Below are 17,193 nucleotides of genomic sequence, written 5' to 3' on the forward strand. Positions count from 1 at the left end.
GTCGCGGCGGTTTGTTTTTTTCCATTCGTCCCTGAAACGCTACGCACGAAAATTTTTTTCATAAATATGTCGCCAAACTGTTGCTTTTCGTTGACACGTATGGGCGAGACGATGAATAGCGGAATCCGTGTTCGCGAATCGATTCGCACGTCCTGTGCAGACTCTCGATGCGTGAGGACGTTTAACAGTAAGGACGGTCAATGGACCGCGACCTTGAAAAGCCGAAAACGAGTCAAGCGGGCACCGGGATAGGTGCCGGGTTGAAGCGTGTGCCAGCCGGTTTGCCGATGAAACAAATCCCCAAAGCCTGCATCCAGCGGCGCCTGCCCGGCACACGACTCGAACGACGGCTTTACCGAAAGCGCACGACAGAGACGGCACGTTCAACAAGGAGTTCCGCAGGTGAGTACTGACGATACAACGATCGACCCTCCCGCCGGCAAGGCGGTGGGTGCGCAAGCCATGGCGATAAAAGCCGCGACCAAGAAAGCGGCGGCGAAGAAACCGGTAGTCAAGAAAGCTGCCGCCAAGAAGACCGCGGCCAAGGCTGCCCCGAAGAAGGCTGCCGCCAAGGCCGCCCCAAAGAAAGCGGTTGGCAAGAAGGCCGCTGCCAAGGCTGCGCCAAAGAAAGCTGCTGCCAAGGCCGCCCCAAAGAAAGCGGCTGGCAAGAAGGCTGCTGCGAAGAAGGCCGCGCCAAAGAAAGCTGCTGCCAAAGCCGCGCCGAAGAAGGCTGCTGCCAAGGCCGCCCCAAAGAAGGCCGCTGCCAAAAAGGCCGCCCCTAAGAAGGCTGCACCGAAGAAAGCCGCCGTGAAGAAAGCCGCGGCGAAGGCGCCGGCCGTGAAAAAGGCCGCGCCGAAGAAAGGCGTGGCGAAGAAGCCTGCTCGTAAGCCGAAGGTCATGACCGTATCGGCACCCGCGCCCGAAGCAGCGACGATTGCCGCGAGCGAGTCGAACGAATAATCGCCACCGACGATGTGTGAAGGAAAGGGCGCCCTCGCGGCGCCTTTTCTTTTGGTCTGGCCACCGAACCGGCAGCCGGACGATCAACCTGCTCTACTGAAACGTCGTCAGCAGATCATCCACCTGCGGCACGGTCAACAACCGCGGTGACTGGCCGCGCAACATCAGAAAAAGCTTGGCGGCTTCTTCCAGTTCCTCGGCCGCATAGACCGCGTCGGTCAGCGTCTTGCCCGAGACCACCGGCCCATGGTTGGCCAGCAGCACCGCCCGGGCATCGGCTGCCGCTGCGTTGATCGCCGGTTCCATCGCCGGATCGCCAGGCCGGTAATACGGAACGATCGGCATGCGCCGGCCGACCCGCATGACGAAATACGGTGTCAGCGGCGGGATCGGATTGGATGCATCGACGTCCGGCAGGCAGGACACCGCCGTCGCCTGCGTCGAATGCAGATGCACCACGGCCCCCGCCTCCGCGCGCGCCTGATAGAAGGCCCGGTGCATGAACACTTCCTTCGACGGCTTGTCGCCGCCGACGTGCTGGAATGCCAAATCCAGTTTGGACAGCCGCTCGGGATCGAGTCGACCCAGACTCGAATTCGTCGGCGTCATCAGATACCCATCCGCCAGGCGCACGCTGATGTTGCCGGCGCTGCCGACGGAAAAGCCGCGTGCGAACAAACTGGCCCCGAGTTCGCTCAGCAGGATGCGTGTGTCGCGTTCGTCCATGACCTTATGCCTCCAGTACGCGGAACGCTTTCAGGAAGAAGTCGGTGGCGCCGAAATTGCCCGATTTCAACGCCATCATCAGACCCGGCCCGCGTCCCTCGGCAAACGTCCAGGGCACGCCTGGATCGATCTCCACCCCGATGCGCAGACTGCGCACGCCAAGCCGCCCCGCGACCGCGCCAGACGTCTCCCCGCCTGCGACGACAAGCTTGCGCACCCCCCGCGCCACCAGGCCTTCCGCGATGCGTGCGGCGGCGTCCTCGATCAGTGCCCCCGCTGCCTCCCGTCCCAGGCGCGCTTGCAGCGCCGCGACCTTGTCCGGTGGCGCCGAGGCGGCGATGACCACCGGCTTGTCGCCGATCTTGTCTGCCGCCCACGCCAGCGCCGCTTCGCTCAGCGCCGCCGCATCAGGCGTGGCCAGCGCATCGAGTTCGAACACCGGCAAATGGCTGCGCGCATATCCCAACTGCGCCAGCGTCGCTCGGGAGCACGATCCCGCGAGAACCGCGCTCGCGCCGTCAACCTTCGGCAACGCGCCCGGATCGATCGCCGCCGCCAACAGCCCCGCGCGCCGGTAGTTCGCCGGCAGGCCCATCGCGACGCCCGAACCACCGGTGATCAGCGCGTGGCTCGCCGCGGCCTCCCCGATCGAAATCAGATGCGCGTCGGTGATGGCATCGACGATGGCATAGCGGCGGCCGCGTTCCTTCAACTGCGTCATCGCGTCGCGGATCGCATGCGTGCCCTGATCGACAGTGGTGAACGGCACCAACCCGACCGTGCCTTCGGTCTGGCGCGAAAGCACCCGCACCAGATTCGCGTCGGTCATCGGCGTCAGCGGATGATTTTCCATGCCGCTTTCGTTCAGCAGGACCCCGCCGGCGAACAAATAACCCTGATAGACGGTGCGCGCGTTGGTCGGAAACGCCGGACAGGCCAGCGCGAAACCACAGTCCAGCGCCGCAACCAGCGCGTCCGCCACCGGCCCGATATTCCCTTCATCGGTGCTGTCGAAGGTAGAGCAGTATTTGAAAAAATACTGCCGGGCCCCGGCGGCTTGCAGCCATTTCAATGCCGCGAGACTCTCATCGATGGCCTGCCGCACCGGCGCGGTGCGCGATTTCAGCGCCACCACCACGGCATCCGCGTCGGGTACCGGCAAATCCGGTGATGGCACGCCGATCAGTTGCACCGTTCGCATGCCGCCGCGCACCAGCATCGAGCACAGATCGGTGGCACCCGTGAAATCGTCGGCGATCACACCTAGCAGCATTGTTCGGCCTCCCTGTTGAAAGCGTCGTCGCGCCGGGCGGAACGTCCTGGACGCACGGAGCACGCGATCAATCTATTAAACTGTGATCACGCCGAGCGGAACGTCCTGGCGTACAAATCACGCCATCGACCAGATCTACTTCTCAAGCGCGGCGGCGAGGCGCACGGCCTGTTCGTTCCACGACGGCAGCGATTGGCCGGATTGCCACGCGATCTCCGCCAGATCATGCAGCAGTGATCGGTCGAAGATCAGCCGGCGCAGCGCTTTCGATAATTGCTCGACATCGCCGGGCGCGCAGACCACCCCCGCCTCGGGTTCCACCAGCGTGGGCACCGCCCCCACGTTCGTCACCGCGACAGGCAGGCCACGCCGCAGCGCCTCGGCGATGGCGACGCCATAGCCCTCGAAATACGATGTCAGGGCGAACAGATCGGCGCCCGCCCACAACGCCTCCGTCACGTCATCGGCGAAACGGACACGGCGCCCGAGACCCAACGCCTCGGCCAGTGCGCGCAGTCCATTCGCATACACCGGATCGCGATCGGCCGAACCCGCCAGGGTCAGTTCCCACTCGAGGTCGAACAACCGCCCGAGCGCCCGCAGCAACACGTCGTGGCCCTTGCGCGGGATCAGCGCACCCACCGACAGGATCCGGCAGGCTGTTCCAGCCGAACCGCTGCCGCGCGGCAGGTCGTCGATCCCTGGAACGATGACGCGGATGCGGTCGGCAGGCACGGCGAAGTCCCGAACCAGACGTTCCCCCGTCTGATCGCTGGTCACGACAAGCCGCGGCAGGTCGCGGAACATCGTCGCCTCGGTCGCGTGCAGGCGCTGGCCGGTCTCCTCCGGCACGCCGGTTTCCAGCGAGGCCGGATGGTGGATCAACGCCGTCACCTGGTGCAGTGGCAGGCCGGCGAAGGCCGGCAGCGCCAGCCCGTCGATCAATTTCACGCTGTCGGCGGGAAGCGCCGCCCACGCCGTCCTGGCAGCGTAGATCGCCGCCTGGTCGGGGTCGGGCAGGCGCCCACCCAGTTCCACCACCCGCACGGTGTGTCCCAGGGCGCGCAGACCGTCCGCCATGCGGCGATCGTAGGTGTGACCCCCGGACACCGTCGCGAGCGGCCCGGGGACGATCAGGCAAACATCCATGGGCCGGTCATAACAGGTTCCGATGGATAGTCACGCCACACCAACGCTCGTCCATGGCCATGCGGCCGTCTGGCAAACAACGCCCTGGATCGGCTACTGATGCATCACTGCACCGGGAGACTCACATGCCTGCCCCAAGCCAAGCGACCCTGACCGCCGTCCTGGACCACGCCGACGCCAATCTGGCGGCGTCGCGTGCCAACCTGTTCGACCTGCTGCGCATCAAGTCCATCAGCGCTCAGCCGGCGCATGCCGCGGACTGCGTCAAGGCGGCCGAGTGGTGGCGCGACCAGTTGACCGGCCTGGGTTTCGACGCCGCCGTCCGGCCCACCGCCGGCCATCCCGTGGTCGTCGGCCGCCTGGATGGACCGGCGGACTACAAGGGACCCCACATCCTGTTCTACGGCCACTACGACGTGCAGCCGGTCGATCCCCTGTCGCTGTGGCACAGCGATCCGTTCGACCCGCAACTGGTCGATGGCCCGCGCGGTAAGCGCTACGTTGCCCGCGGCGCGGTCGACGACAAAGGCCAGACGCTGATGTTCCTCGAATCTCTCCGCGCCTGGCACACCGCCGGCGGCGGCATTCCCGCCCGCATCACCGTGCTGATCGAAGGCGAGGAAGAAATCGGTTCGGTCAGCCTCGACCCGTTCCTGCGTGACAACAAGGCCGAACTGACGGCGGACATCGCGCTGATCAGCGACACCGGCATGTGGGATGCCGAGACACCCGCGATCACCACCAGGCTGCGTGGCATGACCTATGCCGAGGTCACGCTGAAGGCGGCGAACCGTGACCTCCACTCCGGCCTGTACGGCGGATCGGCGCTGAATCCGATCAACGCGCTGACCAAGATCCTCGGCGACCTGCAGGACGAAACCGGCCGCATCCAGTTGCCCGGCTTCTATGACAAGGTCACCCCGATCTCCAATTCGCAGCGTGCCCAATGGGACGCGCTGGGCTTCGACGAGGCGGCCTTCCTCGGTGGCATCGGCCTGACCACGCCCGTCGGCGAGCGTGGCTACGCGGCGCTGGAGCGGCTGTGGGCGCGTCCCACAGCCGACATCAACGGCATCTGGGGCGGCTATACCGGCGCCGGCAGCAAGACGGTGATCGCGTCGGAGGCGTCCGCCAAGGTCTCGTTCCGACTGGTGCCCGGCCAGGACCCGGACGAGGTGATGGCGCAATTCAGACAATTCGTGCTCGACCGCCTGCCGCCCGGCGCCACGGCGAGCTTCGCCGATTTCGCCCGCGCCCCGGGGATCGAGGTGAATGTCGACAGCCCGCACGTGGCGGCGGCTCTCGCGGCGCTGGGGCAGGAGTACGGCAAGCCGGCGCTGCTGATGGGCAGCGGCGGTTCGATCCCGGTGGTGACGTCGCTGCGCGCGATCCTGGGGGTGGATTCACTGCTGATGGGCTTCGGGCTGGACGACGACCAGGTGCACAGCCCGAACGAGAAGTTCGAGGAGACCTGTTTCCATCACGGCATCCGGTCGCATGTGCGGTTGCTGGCGAAGTTCGCGGGTGGATAACGCGATCTATCACGTTTTCGTGAGGCCGATCGAAACGGGCTGATCCTGCTTGTGTAACGGCCCGCCGGCCGTCGCGGGACCCTGTACCGGTGGGTATCAACGCGCTGTTGCGAGAGTTCGAACCACTCTTGGCCCGGACGCTCGGTGCAGCCCCCCTGAAGGCAGGCGTCTGCTCCCGCGTCATGCCCGGGCCTGGCGCGGCCACCCACGACTTCGCTCTGCTCGGCAACGCCACGTAGCGAGGGCCGCCCCGGTGTACTGGCCAGCACCGCGATCCCATGCCAATTTTCCGCCGGCGGAAAATCCCTCGACCCGGGATTCCACGAGGAACGAACCATGAGCGTGATAGAAACCGGCGGTATCGACTGCGACATTCATCCCTCGGTGCCAAGCCTGAAGGCATTGCACCCGTATCTGACGGATCACTGGCGCGACATCATCCTGCAGCGCGGCATGCACGAACTGAATTCCATCGCCTATCCCGCCAACAGCCCCCTGACCGCTCGGCCCGACTGGCGGGTGGAGGGCATCCGGCCTGGCTCCGACCTGGAACTGTTGCGGCAACATGCGCTGAATCCGTTCCAGACCAGCATCGCCATCGCCAACTGCCTGTATGGCGTACAGCTTCTATTCAGTGAGGACATGGGCGCCGGATTCGCCCGCGCCGTGAACGACTGGATGGCCGCCGAGTGGCTCGACAAGGAACCAAGGCTGCGCGCATCCATCGTGGTGCCGGCACAAAGCCCCGAGATGGCGGTGGACGAGATCAACCGCGTCGCGCCGGACAAGCGGTTCGTCCAGGTGCTGCTGCTGGTGATGAACGACATGCCGCTGGGCAAGCGGCATTACTGGCCGATCTACGCGGCGGCCGCGAAACACGGCCTGACCGTTGGTATTCATGCCGGCAGCGCCTACCGCCATCCGGTTACGCCCTTGGGATGGCCATCCTACTACACCGAGGATTATGCCGCCCAGGCCGCCGGCTTTCAGCAGGCATTGTCGTCGCTGATCTGTGAGGGCGTCTTTACCAAATTCCCCGACCTGAAGGTCGTGCTGCTGGAATCCGGCTTCACCTGGTTGCCCGCCCATCTGTGGCGGCTGACGAAATTCTGGCGCGGACTGCGGATGGAGGTGCCATGGCTGGACCGTGCACCGACCGAGATCGTGAAATCGAACGTACGCCTCACAATCCAGCCCTGCGACGGGCCGCCCTCGGAAGACATGTTCCAGAAACTGATGGAACACATGGACTCAGATGAATTGTTGCTATTTTCAACCGATTATCCGCACTGGCAGTTCGATGGGGAGGACGTGTTGCCTGCCGGATTGTCGCGGTCTCTGGTTCGGAAAATCATGATCGACAACCCGCGGGCGGCATACGCGCGGTTGTGACGTGCCGCTCGTTCCCAAACGGGACTCACGACTGGATCGAGATCGGGCGACCACGGATCTTTCGCGAACGGCCCCCAATGGTGTCCTGGATGCCGCGGCGTTCGCCCGAACCCGATTGCAATACAACATCCCGACCGGCGAGCCTTTTCCGAACCGCTCCGATCTATTTCCCCGGGCAACCGGGGATCGGCGTTTGATAGGTGTAAACCTCATCGGCGAACGGGATCGACAGACCGCCATCGACGCACGCATGCACCGATCCGGCCTCGAACACGAACCAGTGGATGCCTTTGCCAAGAGGGCCAAGTGATTGGCCTAACATACTCGTCATGGTCGAAACCATGCCATTGACCAGGGGTGGAATATTGTCCCCGCTGAGCAGTCGCAGCGGCGCCCCACCTCCATCTGACGCTTGCAAGGTATCTACGATATCGAAGGACATGGTGCCGACAGGCGAAATATGCGCGCGTGTCACCCCGACGATGATATAGTGATCGAAAAGCTCCCGAGCGTGGCCTTCCGGCAACATAAGAGACGAAAGCCAGAATATCATCTTGATATCGTGATTATCGCGCGCATCGGTAATGATGGAATAGTCCTGCGCCAAAGCGCTTGGCGCGGGCTTCCAGTTTCTCGACCACGCGGCTTTCGGGGCCGCGGCCCCCAGGAAGAACCACCCCATCGAACAAAGCGCCATCAAAACAATGATTTTTTTGCTTGCGGGCCGTTTCTCAAGCATCGCTTTGCCCTTGTCGGTTGAGGGTGTGGTCATCAATATGACTATGGCGAAACGTATGGCCGCGACGCTGGGCCGTCAAGGCGCCGCCCCCGCGTCGTACGGTTCTCAAGCCACTGTCCGCCGCTTATGCTGACACGACGAGCACATGCCAAGCAGGAGTTTGAGACGCCATGACCGGCAGCCATGCGACACAATCCCAGCCCGCACCGGCAGCGCAGCGGGCTGCGGCCCTCGAAACCGCTCTCACCGCCCGAGGCATCCTACCGCCCGGTTTCGTCGATGAATTCAACGACCACGCCGAGGAGCAATGGGTGACCCGGAACGGCGCCCAGGTCGTGGCACGCGCCTGGACTGATAGCGCCTTCCGCGAACGCCTGCTGAAAAACGGCAAGTCCGCCGTCGCGGAACTGGGCTTCGGCATGCCGGAACATCACCGTCATCTCGTGGTCCTGGAGAACACGCCGGACATTCATAACCTTATCGTCTGCACACTGTGCTCGTGTACCGCCTACACCATCATCGGCGCCGCGCCGGACTGGTACAAGGACCTGGAATATCGTGCCCGCGTCGTGCGCGAATCCCGGACGGCCCTGAAGGAGATGGGACTGGACCTGCCCGCCAGCACCGAAATCCGGGTCTGGGACACGACGGCGGATACGCGCTACATGGTCCTGCCGGTGCAGCCTCCGGCAACCTATGGCTGGTCCCCGGAAAAGCTGGCCGACATCGTCACGCAGGAGTCGATGATCGGCACGTCCCGCCTCGATGACGTCAACACGCCGGTCAAAGGCTGAACATCATGGATGGCATGCACGACCTGGGCGGCAAGCAGGGCTTCGGCAGGATCAATTACCGGCCCGAACCGCATGACGAGACCTGGGAACCACTGGTCCGAGCCCTTTCGGCTCTGGCCGTGAAAAAGAAGATCTACAACATGGACGAATACCGACATGCGATCGAACGCATGGCGCCGGTTCATTATCTGTCCGCTCCGTACTATGAGCGGGTGCTGACCGCTGCCGCGACCTTGTGTGTCGAGAAGGGCATCGTCACCGCCGAGGAACTCGCGGCCCTTGTCGATGGGACATTTCCCCTCTCCAAGCCCATTGGACCGGGCCGGCCGAATGCGCCCGCGCAAAAATTCCTCATCGGCGAGACCGTGCGGGTCAAGAACGAATTCGTCTCCGGCCATGTGCGCATGCCCGGATACATTCGCGGCAAGCAGGGCGTCGTCGTTGCTGAATCCCCACCTTATCCCTTTCCCGATGCCGCCGCCCACAACATGCAGGTGACCGAGGAACCGACCTACGACGTCCGCTTCCGCTCTTTGGAACTGTGGCCGGACTCCGCGGACGAATCCTTCATCCATGTTGGTGTGTTCCAGAGTTACCTGGAAAAAACTGGCTGAACCTATAGGTGGACGCACCACACGCGCCGCTACCGGGCGGCAGCAAGCCCGGCGGCAATCGCACCGATCCGCCGTAGCCGAGGTTCGGCGCTGTTCGCCAGCCGTTCGGACATCAGCGTCAAGAAGCCGGCCGTTGCACTTTCCAAAGCTCGGTTCAGCCAAACCTCAGCCTGAATGATGTCACCCGCCAGTGCCAGCACGCTGGCCAGGTTATACTGACCGCGAAAATCGCCCGCCTCCGCCGCTCGACGATACCACTCGGCCGCGCCCCTGGCATCGCGCGGCATCTCCCACCCTTCCTCCATGAAGCGGCCCACCATATTGATCGACTTGGCATGGCCTTGCTCGGCCGCACGGCGATACAGCCCCAGCGCCGCCTTTCTGTCGCGCTCGACGCCACGGCCCCGCAACAGCAGGTTGGCGAAATTATACTGTCCCCAATCCAGCCCGGCCTCTGCCGCCCGCCGGTAGCAGTCGGCGGCGCGGACAAGATCGACCGCCACCCCCCAGCCAAGCTCGCAGCACCGGCCCAACATGTTGATCGCCGGGGCATGCCCTGCCTCCGCCGCGATCGAGAACCATCGCGCGGCAGCGCAACGATCCCGAGCAATTCCATGCCCGTCGAGCAGGATCTGGCCCAGCGCGGTCTGTCCCTCCACCACCCCGAACCGGGCGGCGGCCTGTAGCCAGCGCGCTGTTTCCTCCGACGGACCGGTCAGTTGATCCACGGTCAGGCCGCGAAGATCGGTGAACCCGATCGAAGTGGTCGCCTTGGGGCGTTGTCCTTGCATATACGAATCAGTCCGTTTTTGGTGCTGGAAGGGTTGCGCTGGTCCGGGGCATCCGCTACTAAACGCGAATGCGAACTATTCTCAACACGACGGGATGACCGATGCAAGCCTCTGAATCCACCAACGCCGTCCTGCCGTCCCTGCGTATGCCGCGGCACCGCATGGTCGGCACCGCCATGGGCATGGCGTTGGTCAACGGCGCCGGCTTGCACGCCGCCTGGGCGCAAGCCGCCTACGGCACGGCCCCGCTGGAATTGCCGCCGGTGTCCGTGGAAGGCGCGCAAAGTGGCCAAAACGGCTACCAGACAGACATGCCGGCACTCGGCAAACTCACCCAGCCGCTGGTCTCCACCCCGGAATCGGTCATCGAGGTGCCTCGCAAACTGCTGGACGACGAAGGCGTCACCACCATGCGCGACGCCCTGCGCAACGTGCCGGGCGTCAGCCTGGCCGCCGGGGAGGGCGCGCAGCAGGGCGACAACCTGTCGATCCGTGGCTTCAACGCCCAGAACGACTTCTATCTGGACGGTGTTCGCGATTTCGGCAGCTACTACCGCGACCCATTCAATTTACAGGGCATCGAGGTGCTGGAAGGCCCCGCCTCCGTCCTGTTCGGCCGCGGATCGAGCGGCGGTGCCGTCAACCAGGTTTCAAAGCAACCGCAAATCGCACCCGTGACCCAGGGCAGCCTCAGCTTCGGAACCGACGGCACCAAGCGCTTCACCGCCGATGTGAACCGTGCGATCGATGGCGTGCCCGGCGCCGCCATCCGGCTGAACGTGATGGGCGATCTGAATGGTACCGCCGGCCGCGACGATGCGGAAAACCGGCGTTTCGGCTTCGCGCCGGAGATCGCGTTCGGTCTCGGCACCCCGACGCGCGTGACCCTGGATTATTATCACCTGCAATCGGACGATACGCCCGATTACGGTATTCCCTGGCTCAACGGCAGCCCGGCGCCGGTCTCCCACAACAATTTCTACGGCTATCCCAACAACGACTATTTCCGCACCAACGTCGATATCGGCACGGCCAAGATCGAGCACGACTTCAACGACAACATCACCGTCAGCGACCAGCTTCGTTACGGCAGTTACCAACGGGCGCTGCGCGTCACCGAACCGCTGATCCTGGGGCAGGGGCCTGGGCAGGATGTGGTCACGCCCGGCACGCCGCTGAGTTCCATTGTCGTCAGCCGCCACACGATCGCGCTGCAGAGCACGGAAACCATCCTCGACAACCAGACCAACGCCAATGTGAACGTCGATACCGGCCCGTTCCACCACGCGATGGTTTTCGGCGTCGAACTGGCGCACCAAACATCGGATCCCACGCGTCCCACCTATCCGTACACGCTGACCAGCCTGACCGCGCCGACGGACATCGCCTTCAACCTGACGCCGATCTCGGAGACGTTCAGCCGCGTGCATGTCGACAATATCGGCGCTTACGCCGTCGATACGATCGCGCTGAACCCCTACTGGGATGTCATGGGCGGCATCCGTTTCGATCAGTTCGACAGCCAGTTCGACGAAACCGGCTCCACGGTCGCGCACCTGAAGCGCGACGACGGGCTGCCCAGTTACAACGCGGCCCTGGTGTTCAAGCCGGTCAAGACCGCCAGTATCTACGCCCGTTATGGCACGTCGTTCGACCCGTCGGCCGAATCGCTCAGCCTGAGTGCCGCGACCGCGGCGGTGGCACCGGAGAAAACCACGACCTATGAGGTCGGTGGCAAATGGGATGTGCTGAACAAGCGCCTGTCGCTGACCGGATCGGTGTACCAGATCCAGCAGGCCAATGTGCGCGAGACCGATCCGAACAACCCGACGCAGGATATCCTGGCCGGCAACTATCGCATCCGTGGCGTGCAGTTCGGCGCGACCGGACATTTGACCGACCGGTGGGAATTGTTCGGCGGCTATTCCTACAACGATGCCATCGTCGTGGCCTCCCCCAATCCGGCGGAACTGGGTCATGCGCCGCCGAACGCACCGAAGCACACGGTGACGATGTTCACCTCTTACCGGCTGCCCTGGCACAATGTGGAACTGGGTGCCGGCGTCAATTACGTATCGGCCCGCACCGCGTCATCCATCCCGGTCACCGGCACGACCGTCATCGAGCGTGCGCCCGGCTACGTCACCCTATCGCTTATGGCCAAGGTCAAGCTGACCGAAACCGTCAGCCTGCAGGCCAACATCGCCAACGCAACCGACACTTATTATTATGACGAACTGCACCCCGGCCACATCATCCTGGGACCGTCACGTTCGGCCCTGTTCACGATCAATGTGAAACTGTAAGGGGCCGGACCGGTGATGCTGCAAATCGCCGATGTTCTGTCACCGGCACAGACCCAGACCTGCCTGGCCGAACTCGCCGGGGCAGACTGGGTCGACGGCCGGGTGACAGCCGGCTTCCAGTCGGCGGAAGTCAAACACAATGCCCAGGTCCCGGAAGATCATCCGGTGGCCCGAGCACTGGGCGACATGATCGTCACCGCGCTGGAACGCACGCCGCTGTTCATCTCGGCGGCGTTGCCGTTGCGCGTATTTCCGCCGCTGTTCAACCGCTATGCCGGCGGCCAGTCGTTCGGCACACATGTCGACAACGCCATCCGCCAGGTCAGGGGCACGCCCCATCGCATTCGCACCGACCTGTCGGCGACCTTGTTCCTGACCCCGCCGGAACAATACGAAGGCGGCGTACTGACGGTCGAGGACCAGTTCGGCGTCCAAGGCGTGAAACTGCCGGCCGGGCACATGGTGCTCTACCCCGCCAGCAGCCTCCACCACGTCACCCCGGTCACCCATGGCGCGCGAATTGCCGCGTTCTTCTGGATCCAGAGCATGATCCGCGACGATGCGCATCGTGCCTTGCTGTTCGACCTCGACAACGCCATCCAGGGCCTCGGCCGCGACATACCCGGTCATGCCAGCACGGTACAACTCACCGGCATCTACCATAACCTCCTTCGCCAATGGGCCGAACTGTGACCCGCTCGGTTTTGCGGCGGCTGCATCGCTGGATCGGGCTGACCCTGGCGTTGCCGCTGATCGTCCAGGCGGCGACCGGCCTGATCATGGCGGCCGACCCGTTCGTCGCCTTCATCCAGGGTGTACCGTCAGCGAATGGTTTGTTGATCGAACCGGACAATGTGTCCGGCGTGGACGTGGCGACGATCCTGACCACTGCCCAAGCGGGGGTCTCCTCCGACCTCGTGCCGATACGATGGCGGGTAGAGCCCGACTCGATCGTCGCAGTGGATTTCGCCGTCCCCGGGCATCAGCAGGCGGTGGCTGAGGTCGGGGTGGACGCGCTGTTCACCAAGGTCGCGTGGGTGCGCCGCAATCCGGACGGCTTCTACCACTGGGTCCATTCGGTGCATGAAACCCTCCTGATGGGCCAGCAAGGCCGCCGTCTCATCGGCACCATCGGCATCGGCCTCTTCCTGCTCGGTTTGTCCGGCATCCCGCTGTGGTGGCCGCGGCGCGGACGCTGGCGAGCCGGATTGACCGTCTCCCGCGACGCCACCGGCTGGGGCTTCCAGCGCGCGTTGCATGGCGCGGCGGGAATCTGGATTGTGGCATTGCTGCTGGTCCAAAGTATCAGCGGCATCGCCATGGCGTTTCCGCAGACGGCGCGTGCGATCGCCGGTTTTCCGGCAACGGCCCCCCGCGGCGGCCATTCCGCCCGCGAAGCCACGATCGATCCGATCCATGCAATCGCCGCCGGCGTGGCCTCGGCTCAAGCCGCGATGCCGGGCGCGACCCTGCTGGATCTGCGTCTGCCAGCCGTGCCGGGGCGGCCAATGATGGCCGTTCTGCTGCCGGCCGGGCATTGGCAGGGGTCGCCACCCGCCATCGTGACCATGGACCCCGCCACCGCCCGCGTGCTGTCGGTGCAAAACCCCGAGACCAACTCGCTGGGCGTATCCGTCCTGAACTGGCTGCGCGCGTGGCACGAGGGCGCCGCCGCCGGCCCGGTGGGACGCCTGCTGCTGTGCCTGTTCGCCCTGGCATTGCCGCTGTTGCCGCTGACCGGAACCGCGATGTGGATCCTGCGATGGCGCCGGCGGCGACACGCCTCCGCCGCGGCCGGCGTGGCCGGTGTGCGCGTCGGTGAATGATCGCCAACGACGAATAGAGGACGTTTAGACATGCGAATTCACATCCCGCGCGGATTGGCCGCTGCCATGGCGGTGCTGCTGCTGGCCGCCCCCGTCGCCGCATGGAGTGACCCGCCGGCGCCAGCGCCCGCGACCACCCCCGCATCGGCGCCCGCCGTGACCTCTCCCTCCGTGGTGTCCACGACGACCCCTGCCGAGACGCCCACGGCACCGCCAACGGTCACCGGGGTCCACGCCGGCCTGCTGCCAAAGGATCTGTCCGTCGCTACGATGTTCCACAACGCCGACATCGTCGTGCAGGCCGTCCTCGTCGGCCTGATCGTCGCCTCGATCGTCACCTGGACCTTCCTGCTGGGGAAAGGCGCCAGCATCCTGGCCGCCCACCGATCGGTTCGCCGCGCACTGGCCCAGGCCGACTCCGAACGCTTGCTGGCCACTCTGCAATTACACATGCGCGGCGCACCGGAAGGTGCTGTCCAGCGTGCGATGACCGAGGCAACGGCCGTGGAAATGCAGCTCTCCGCCGGTCAGGACGGCGCCGGGATCAAGGAACGAGTCGCCTCTCGCCTGCAACGGCTCGAAGCCGCGGCGGGGCGGCGCATGGCGCGCGGCACCGGCCTGCTGGCCACCATCGGCTCGACGGCACCCTTCGTTGGGCTGTTCGGCACGGTCTGGGGCATCATGAACAGCTTCATCGGCATTTCCCAGTCGCAGACCACCAATCTGGCGGTTGTCGCACCCGGCATCGCGGAAGCCCTGCTGGCGACCGCGACCGGCCTGATCGCCGCGATCCCCGCCGTGGTGATCTACAATATCTTTGCCCGTGCAATTGCCGCCTATCGCGCCTCGCTGGCCGATCTGTCGGCGTCGATCCTGCGTTTGGCCTCGCGTGAGCTTGACCGGCGCGGCGGAGCCCGCGTGGCGGCGGCCGAATAGCATGGCGGGCAATCTCGACGACGACGATCTGGTGGAGACGCACGAGATCAACGTCACCCCTTTCATCGACGTGATGCTGGTGCTGCTGATCATCTTCATGGTTGCCGCGCCGCTGGCGACGGTGGATATCGCGGTCGATCTGCCGGCCGCCGCTGCAAAGGCGGCGCCACGGCCGGACAAACCGATCTTCCTGACCCTGAAGGCGGACCGTTCGCTGGCACTGGATGACGCCCCGGTGACGCCGGACAATTTGCCCGCCGCCCTGGACCGGGCCAGCAGCGGCGACAAAACCCAGCGCGTGTTTCTGCGCGGCGACAAGACCGTTCCGTACGAAGCCGTGATGCGGACGCTCGATGCGTTGCGCGGTGCCGGCTACCTGAAAGTGGCGCTGGTCGGCCTGGAGGCGCCGGCCACGCCATGAGCATGGTCCTGCGAAAGCCGGCGGCCAGTCACCGGACCTGGCTGCGATGGGGGGTGAGCCTTGGCGTGGTGTTGGCGGTGCATGCCAGCGCCCTCATGCTGCTGCGCCGGTCGATCCCGGCGATGGGCCCCGCTGCACCCGAACCGATCATGATGGATCTGGCGCCTGAACCCGCGGCACCCCCCGAACCCACGCCGCCTACGTCCACTCCGCCGCAACCGCCGCAACCGCAACCGCCGCCGCCACAGCCACCGCCGCCAGAACCGCCACCGCCTCAGCCGGCGATACCCGATCCGGTACCGCCGCCGGTCCCGGATGCCGCGCCGCCGGTGTCTCAAGCCGAAATCCCGCTGCCGCCGCCACCTCCCCCGGTGCGACGGCTACCACCCCGAGTGCGGCCGGCGGAGATGCGGCCGGCTGAACCGCGGCCGACGCCACCGGTGATTGAAACGCAAGCCCCGCCGCCGGCCCCGGTGGCGGCCCCACCCGGACCAGCCGCCTCCGCGCCGCCGGGACAGGTCGAGGCGACGTGGGAAGGCCGCCTTCTCGCCCATCTTGCCCGTTTCAAACGCTTCCCGCCGGCAGCCGAACGGCGGGGCGAGCAGGGGGTCGTGATGATGCGCCTGACCATCAGCCGCACGGGTCAGGTGCTGGCGATGGCGATGGCGCGCGGCTCCGGCTATGCCGATCTCGACGCCGAGGCGCAGAACTGGATGCAGCGGGCGGAACCGCTGCCGGCCTTCCCGCCGGAGATGACCGTTCAGCAGATGCAGGTCCTCGTGCCGCTGCGTTTCATGCTGCGGTGATCGCGCGTGGGCCCGATTGCCCTTGCCCCCAACCCCACCCTGCGCTACACGCCCCACCGCGTCGGCACCCCTGGAGGCCGGCGTTTGTCATTCAGGAGCATACCATGGCCAACGTTGTTTCAATCGAGGCCGAGGTTCGTGCGCGAAGCGGTAAGGGGGCGGCGCGGGCGACTCGGCGCGCAGGCAAGGTGCCTGCGGTTATCTATGGCGGCAAGCAGGAACCCGACCTGATCGCGCTCGACCCGCGGGTCGTGATCCGCGAACTGCACCGGGCCGGCTGGCAGTCCCGGCTGTATGAGATCACCGGCGGCGCCCAACCCGTCCGCGCGCTGATCCGCGGCGTGCAGTTCCACCCGGTCTCCGACGCACCCGAACATGTCGACTTCCAGCGCCTGGTTGCCGGCCAGCGCATCAAGGTCGCCGTCCCCGTCCACTTCGAGAATGACGGCATCAGCCCCGGCATCAAGCGCGGCGCCGTGCTGAACGTCGTCCGTCACGCGGTCGAGGTTTATTGCGACGCGGATCACATCCCGGAGCAGTTCACCGCCGACCTCGGGCCGCTGGACTTCAACGACAACGTTCGCTGGCACGACCTGAAGGGCACCGAAAACGTCAAGCCGGTGATCGATCGGGACTTCGTGGTGGCGACTGTCGTGCCGCCCACAAAGATCGAAGTTGTGGCCGAGGCCGCCGCCGGGGCGCCGGCCGCCGCCGCGCCGGCCAAGGGCGGTGCCAAGGCGCCTGCGAAGGCGCCCGCCAAGAAGGGCTAGAAACCATGACCCAGCTCTGGGTCGGCCTCGGCAACCCAGAGCCGGGAATGGCGGCCAATCGACACAATATCGGCTTCATGGCCTTGGACGTGATCGCGACCCGCCACGGTTTCTCGCCGTGGCGCCGCCGTTTCAAGGGCGCCTGGGCCGAGGGCACC

Annotated in this window: 17 protein-coding genes and 1 pseudogene; 13 read left to right on the forward strand and 5 right to left on the reverse strand. The window is 65.3% G+C overall.

Annotation, left to right across the window (positions count from 1 at the left end; all coding sequences use genetic code 11):
• Window positions 1–402 precede the first annotated feature (402 nt).
• Window positions 403–960: a hypothetical protein gene (locus GSQ89_RS28755; RefSeq protein WP_216856456.1), complete on the forward strand. Its 558-nt coding sequence runs from the start codon at window positions 403–405 to the stop codon at window positions 958–960.
• Window positions 961–1,053: 93 nt separating this feature from the next.
• Here GSQ89_RS28755 and GSQ89_RS28760 read toward each other — a convergent pair whose 3' ends face one another.
• From GSQ89_RS28760 to GSQ89_RS28770, 3 genes are all read right to left on the reverse strand, one after another.
• Entirely contained in the window at window positions 1,054–1,686 is a 633-nt protein-coding gene (locus GSQ89_RS28760; RefSeq protein WP_158931559.1) for an aldolase, read from the reverse strand.
• Window positions 1,687–1,690: 4 nt separating this feature from the next.
• Window positions 1,691–2,959, reverse strand: coding sequence for a 3-oxo-tetronate kinase (gene otnK, locus GSQ89_RS28765; RefSeq protein ID WP_158931560.1), 1,269 nt, complete (start codon window positions 2,957–2,959; stop codon window positions 1,691–1,693).
• A gap of 135 nt (window positions 2,960–3,094) precedes the next feature.
• Entirely contained in the window at window positions 3,095–4,108 is a 1,014-nt protein-coding gene (locus tag GSQ89_RS28770; protein WP_158931561.1) for a glycosyltransferase family 4 protein, read from the reverse strand.
• A 125-nt stretch (window positions 4,109–4,233) separates the two neighbouring features.
• Here GSQ89_RS28770 and GSQ89_RS28775 point away from each other — a divergent pair, with 125 nt between their 5' ends.
• A complete protein-coding gene (locus tag GSQ89_RS28775) occupies window positions 4,234–5,640 on the forward strand; it encodes a dipeptidase (RefSeq protein ID WP_158931562.1) in 1,407 nt (468 codons plus the stop codon).
• A 336-nt stretch (window positions 5,641–5,976) separates the two neighbouring features.
• Window positions 5,977–7,032: an amidohydrolase family protein gene (locus tag GSQ89_RS28780; protein WP_158931563.1), complete on the forward strand. Its 1,056-nt coding sequence runs from the start codon at window positions 5,977–5,979 to the stop codon at window positions 7,030–7,032.
• Window positions 7,033–7,195: 163 nt separating this feature from the next.
• Here GSQ89_RS28780 and GSQ89_RS28785 read toward each other — a convergent pair whose 3' ends face one another.
• Entirely contained in the window at window positions 7,196–7,804 is a 609-nt protein-coding gene (locus tag GSQ89_RS28785; protein ID WP_158931564.1) for a hypothetical protein, read from the reverse strand.
• 137 nt (window positions 7,805–7,941) lie between these two features.
• On the opposite strand from GSQ89_RS28785, the gene GSQ89_RS28790 reads away from it, so the two are divergent.
• Entirely contained in the window at window positions 7,942–8,565 is a 624-nt protein-coding gene (locus GSQ89_RS28790) for a nitrile hydratase subunit alpha (RefSeq protein WP_158931565.1), read from the forward strand.
• A gap of 5 nt (window positions 8,566–8,570) precedes the next feature.
• Window positions 8,571–9,179, forward strand: coding sequence for an SH3-like domain-containing protein (locus GSQ89_RS28795; RefSeq protein ID WP_158931566.1), 609 nt, complete (start codon window positions 8,571–8,573; stop codon window positions 9,177–9,179).
• 29 nt (window positions 9,180–9,208) lie between these two features.
• On the opposite strand, the gene GSQ89_RS28800 is transcribed toward GSQ89_RS28795, so the two are convergent.
• Window positions 9,209–9,970, reverse strand: a complete 762-nt coding sequence (locus GSQ89_RS28800; protein ID WP_158931567.1) for a tetratricopeptide repeat protein — start codon at window positions 9,968–9,970, stop codon at window positions 9,209–9,211.
• Between the two features lie 101 nt (window positions 9,971–10,071).
• Between GSQ89_RS28800 and GSQ89_RS28805 the strand changes: the two genes are divergently transcribed.
• The 8 genes and pseudogenes from GSQ89_RS28805 to GSQ89_RS39475 all read left to right on the forward strand — a co-directional run.
• Entirely contained in the window at window positions 10,072–12,276 is a 2,205-nt protein-coding gene (locus GSQ89_RS28805; RefSeq protein WP_158931568.1) for a TonB-dependent siderophore receptor, read from the forward strand.
• A 12-nt stretch (window positions 12,277–12,288) separates the two neighbouring features.
• The gene (locus GSQ89_RS28810) at window positions 12,289–12,969 is read left to right on the forward strand and encodes a Fe2+-dependent dioxygenase (RefSeq protein ID WP_158931569.1); all 681 of its coding nucleotides are present in this window, start codon (window positions 12,289–12,291) and stop codon (window positions 12,967–12,969) included.
• Window positions 12,966–14,102 carry a PepSY domain-containing protein gene (locus GSQ89_RS28815; protein WP_158931570.1) on the forward strand — a complete coding sequence of 379 codons (1,137 nt, stop codon included), beginning with the start codon at window positions 12,966–12,968 and terminating at the stop codon, window positions 14,100–14,102. The genes GSQ89_RS28810 and GSQ89_RS28815 overlap by 4 nt, the downstream gene beginning before the upstream one ends.
• Before the next feature lie 30 nt (window positions 14,103–14,132).
• Window positions 14,133–15,038, forward strand: coding sequence for a tonB-system energizer ExbB (gene exbB / locus GSQ89_RS28820; protein WP_158931571.1), 906 nt, complete (start codon window positions 14,133–14,135; stop codon window positions 15,036–15,038).
• Between the two features lies 1 nt (window position 15,039).
• Window positions 15,040–15,459, forward strand: a complete 420-nt coding sequence (exbD, locus tag GSQ89_RS28825) for a TonB system transport protein ExbD (RefSeq protein WP_158931572.1) — start codon at window positions 15,040–15,042, stop codon at window positions 15,457–15,459.
• On the forward strand, window positions 15,456–16,265 hold the full coding sequence (locus GSQ89_RS39830; RefSeq protein WP_158931573.1) for a TonB family protein: 810 nt from the start codon (window positions 15,456–15,458) through the stop codon (window positions 16,263–16,265). The genes exbD and GSQ89_RS39830 overlap by 4 nt, the downstream gene beginning before the upstream one ends.
• 104 nt (window positions 16,266–16,369) lie before the next feature.
• Window positions 16,370–17,035: a 50S ribosomal protein L25/general stress protein Ctc gene (locus GSQ89_RS28835; RefSeq protein ID WP_158931574.1), complete on the forward strand. Its 666-nt coding sequence runs from the start codon at window positions 16,370–16,372 to the stop codon at window positions 17,033–17,035.
• A gap of 5 nt (window positions 17,036–17,040) precedes the next feature.
• A pseudogene (locus tag GSQ89_RS39475) lies at window positions 17,041–17,193 on the forward strand (aminoacyl-tRNA hydrolase); the annotation flags it as partial.

It is taken from the genome of Acidisphaera sp. S103, from assembly GCF_009765975.1.
GTDB lineage: Bacteria > Pseudomonadota > Alphaproteobacteria > Acetobacterales > Acetobacteraceae > Rhodopila.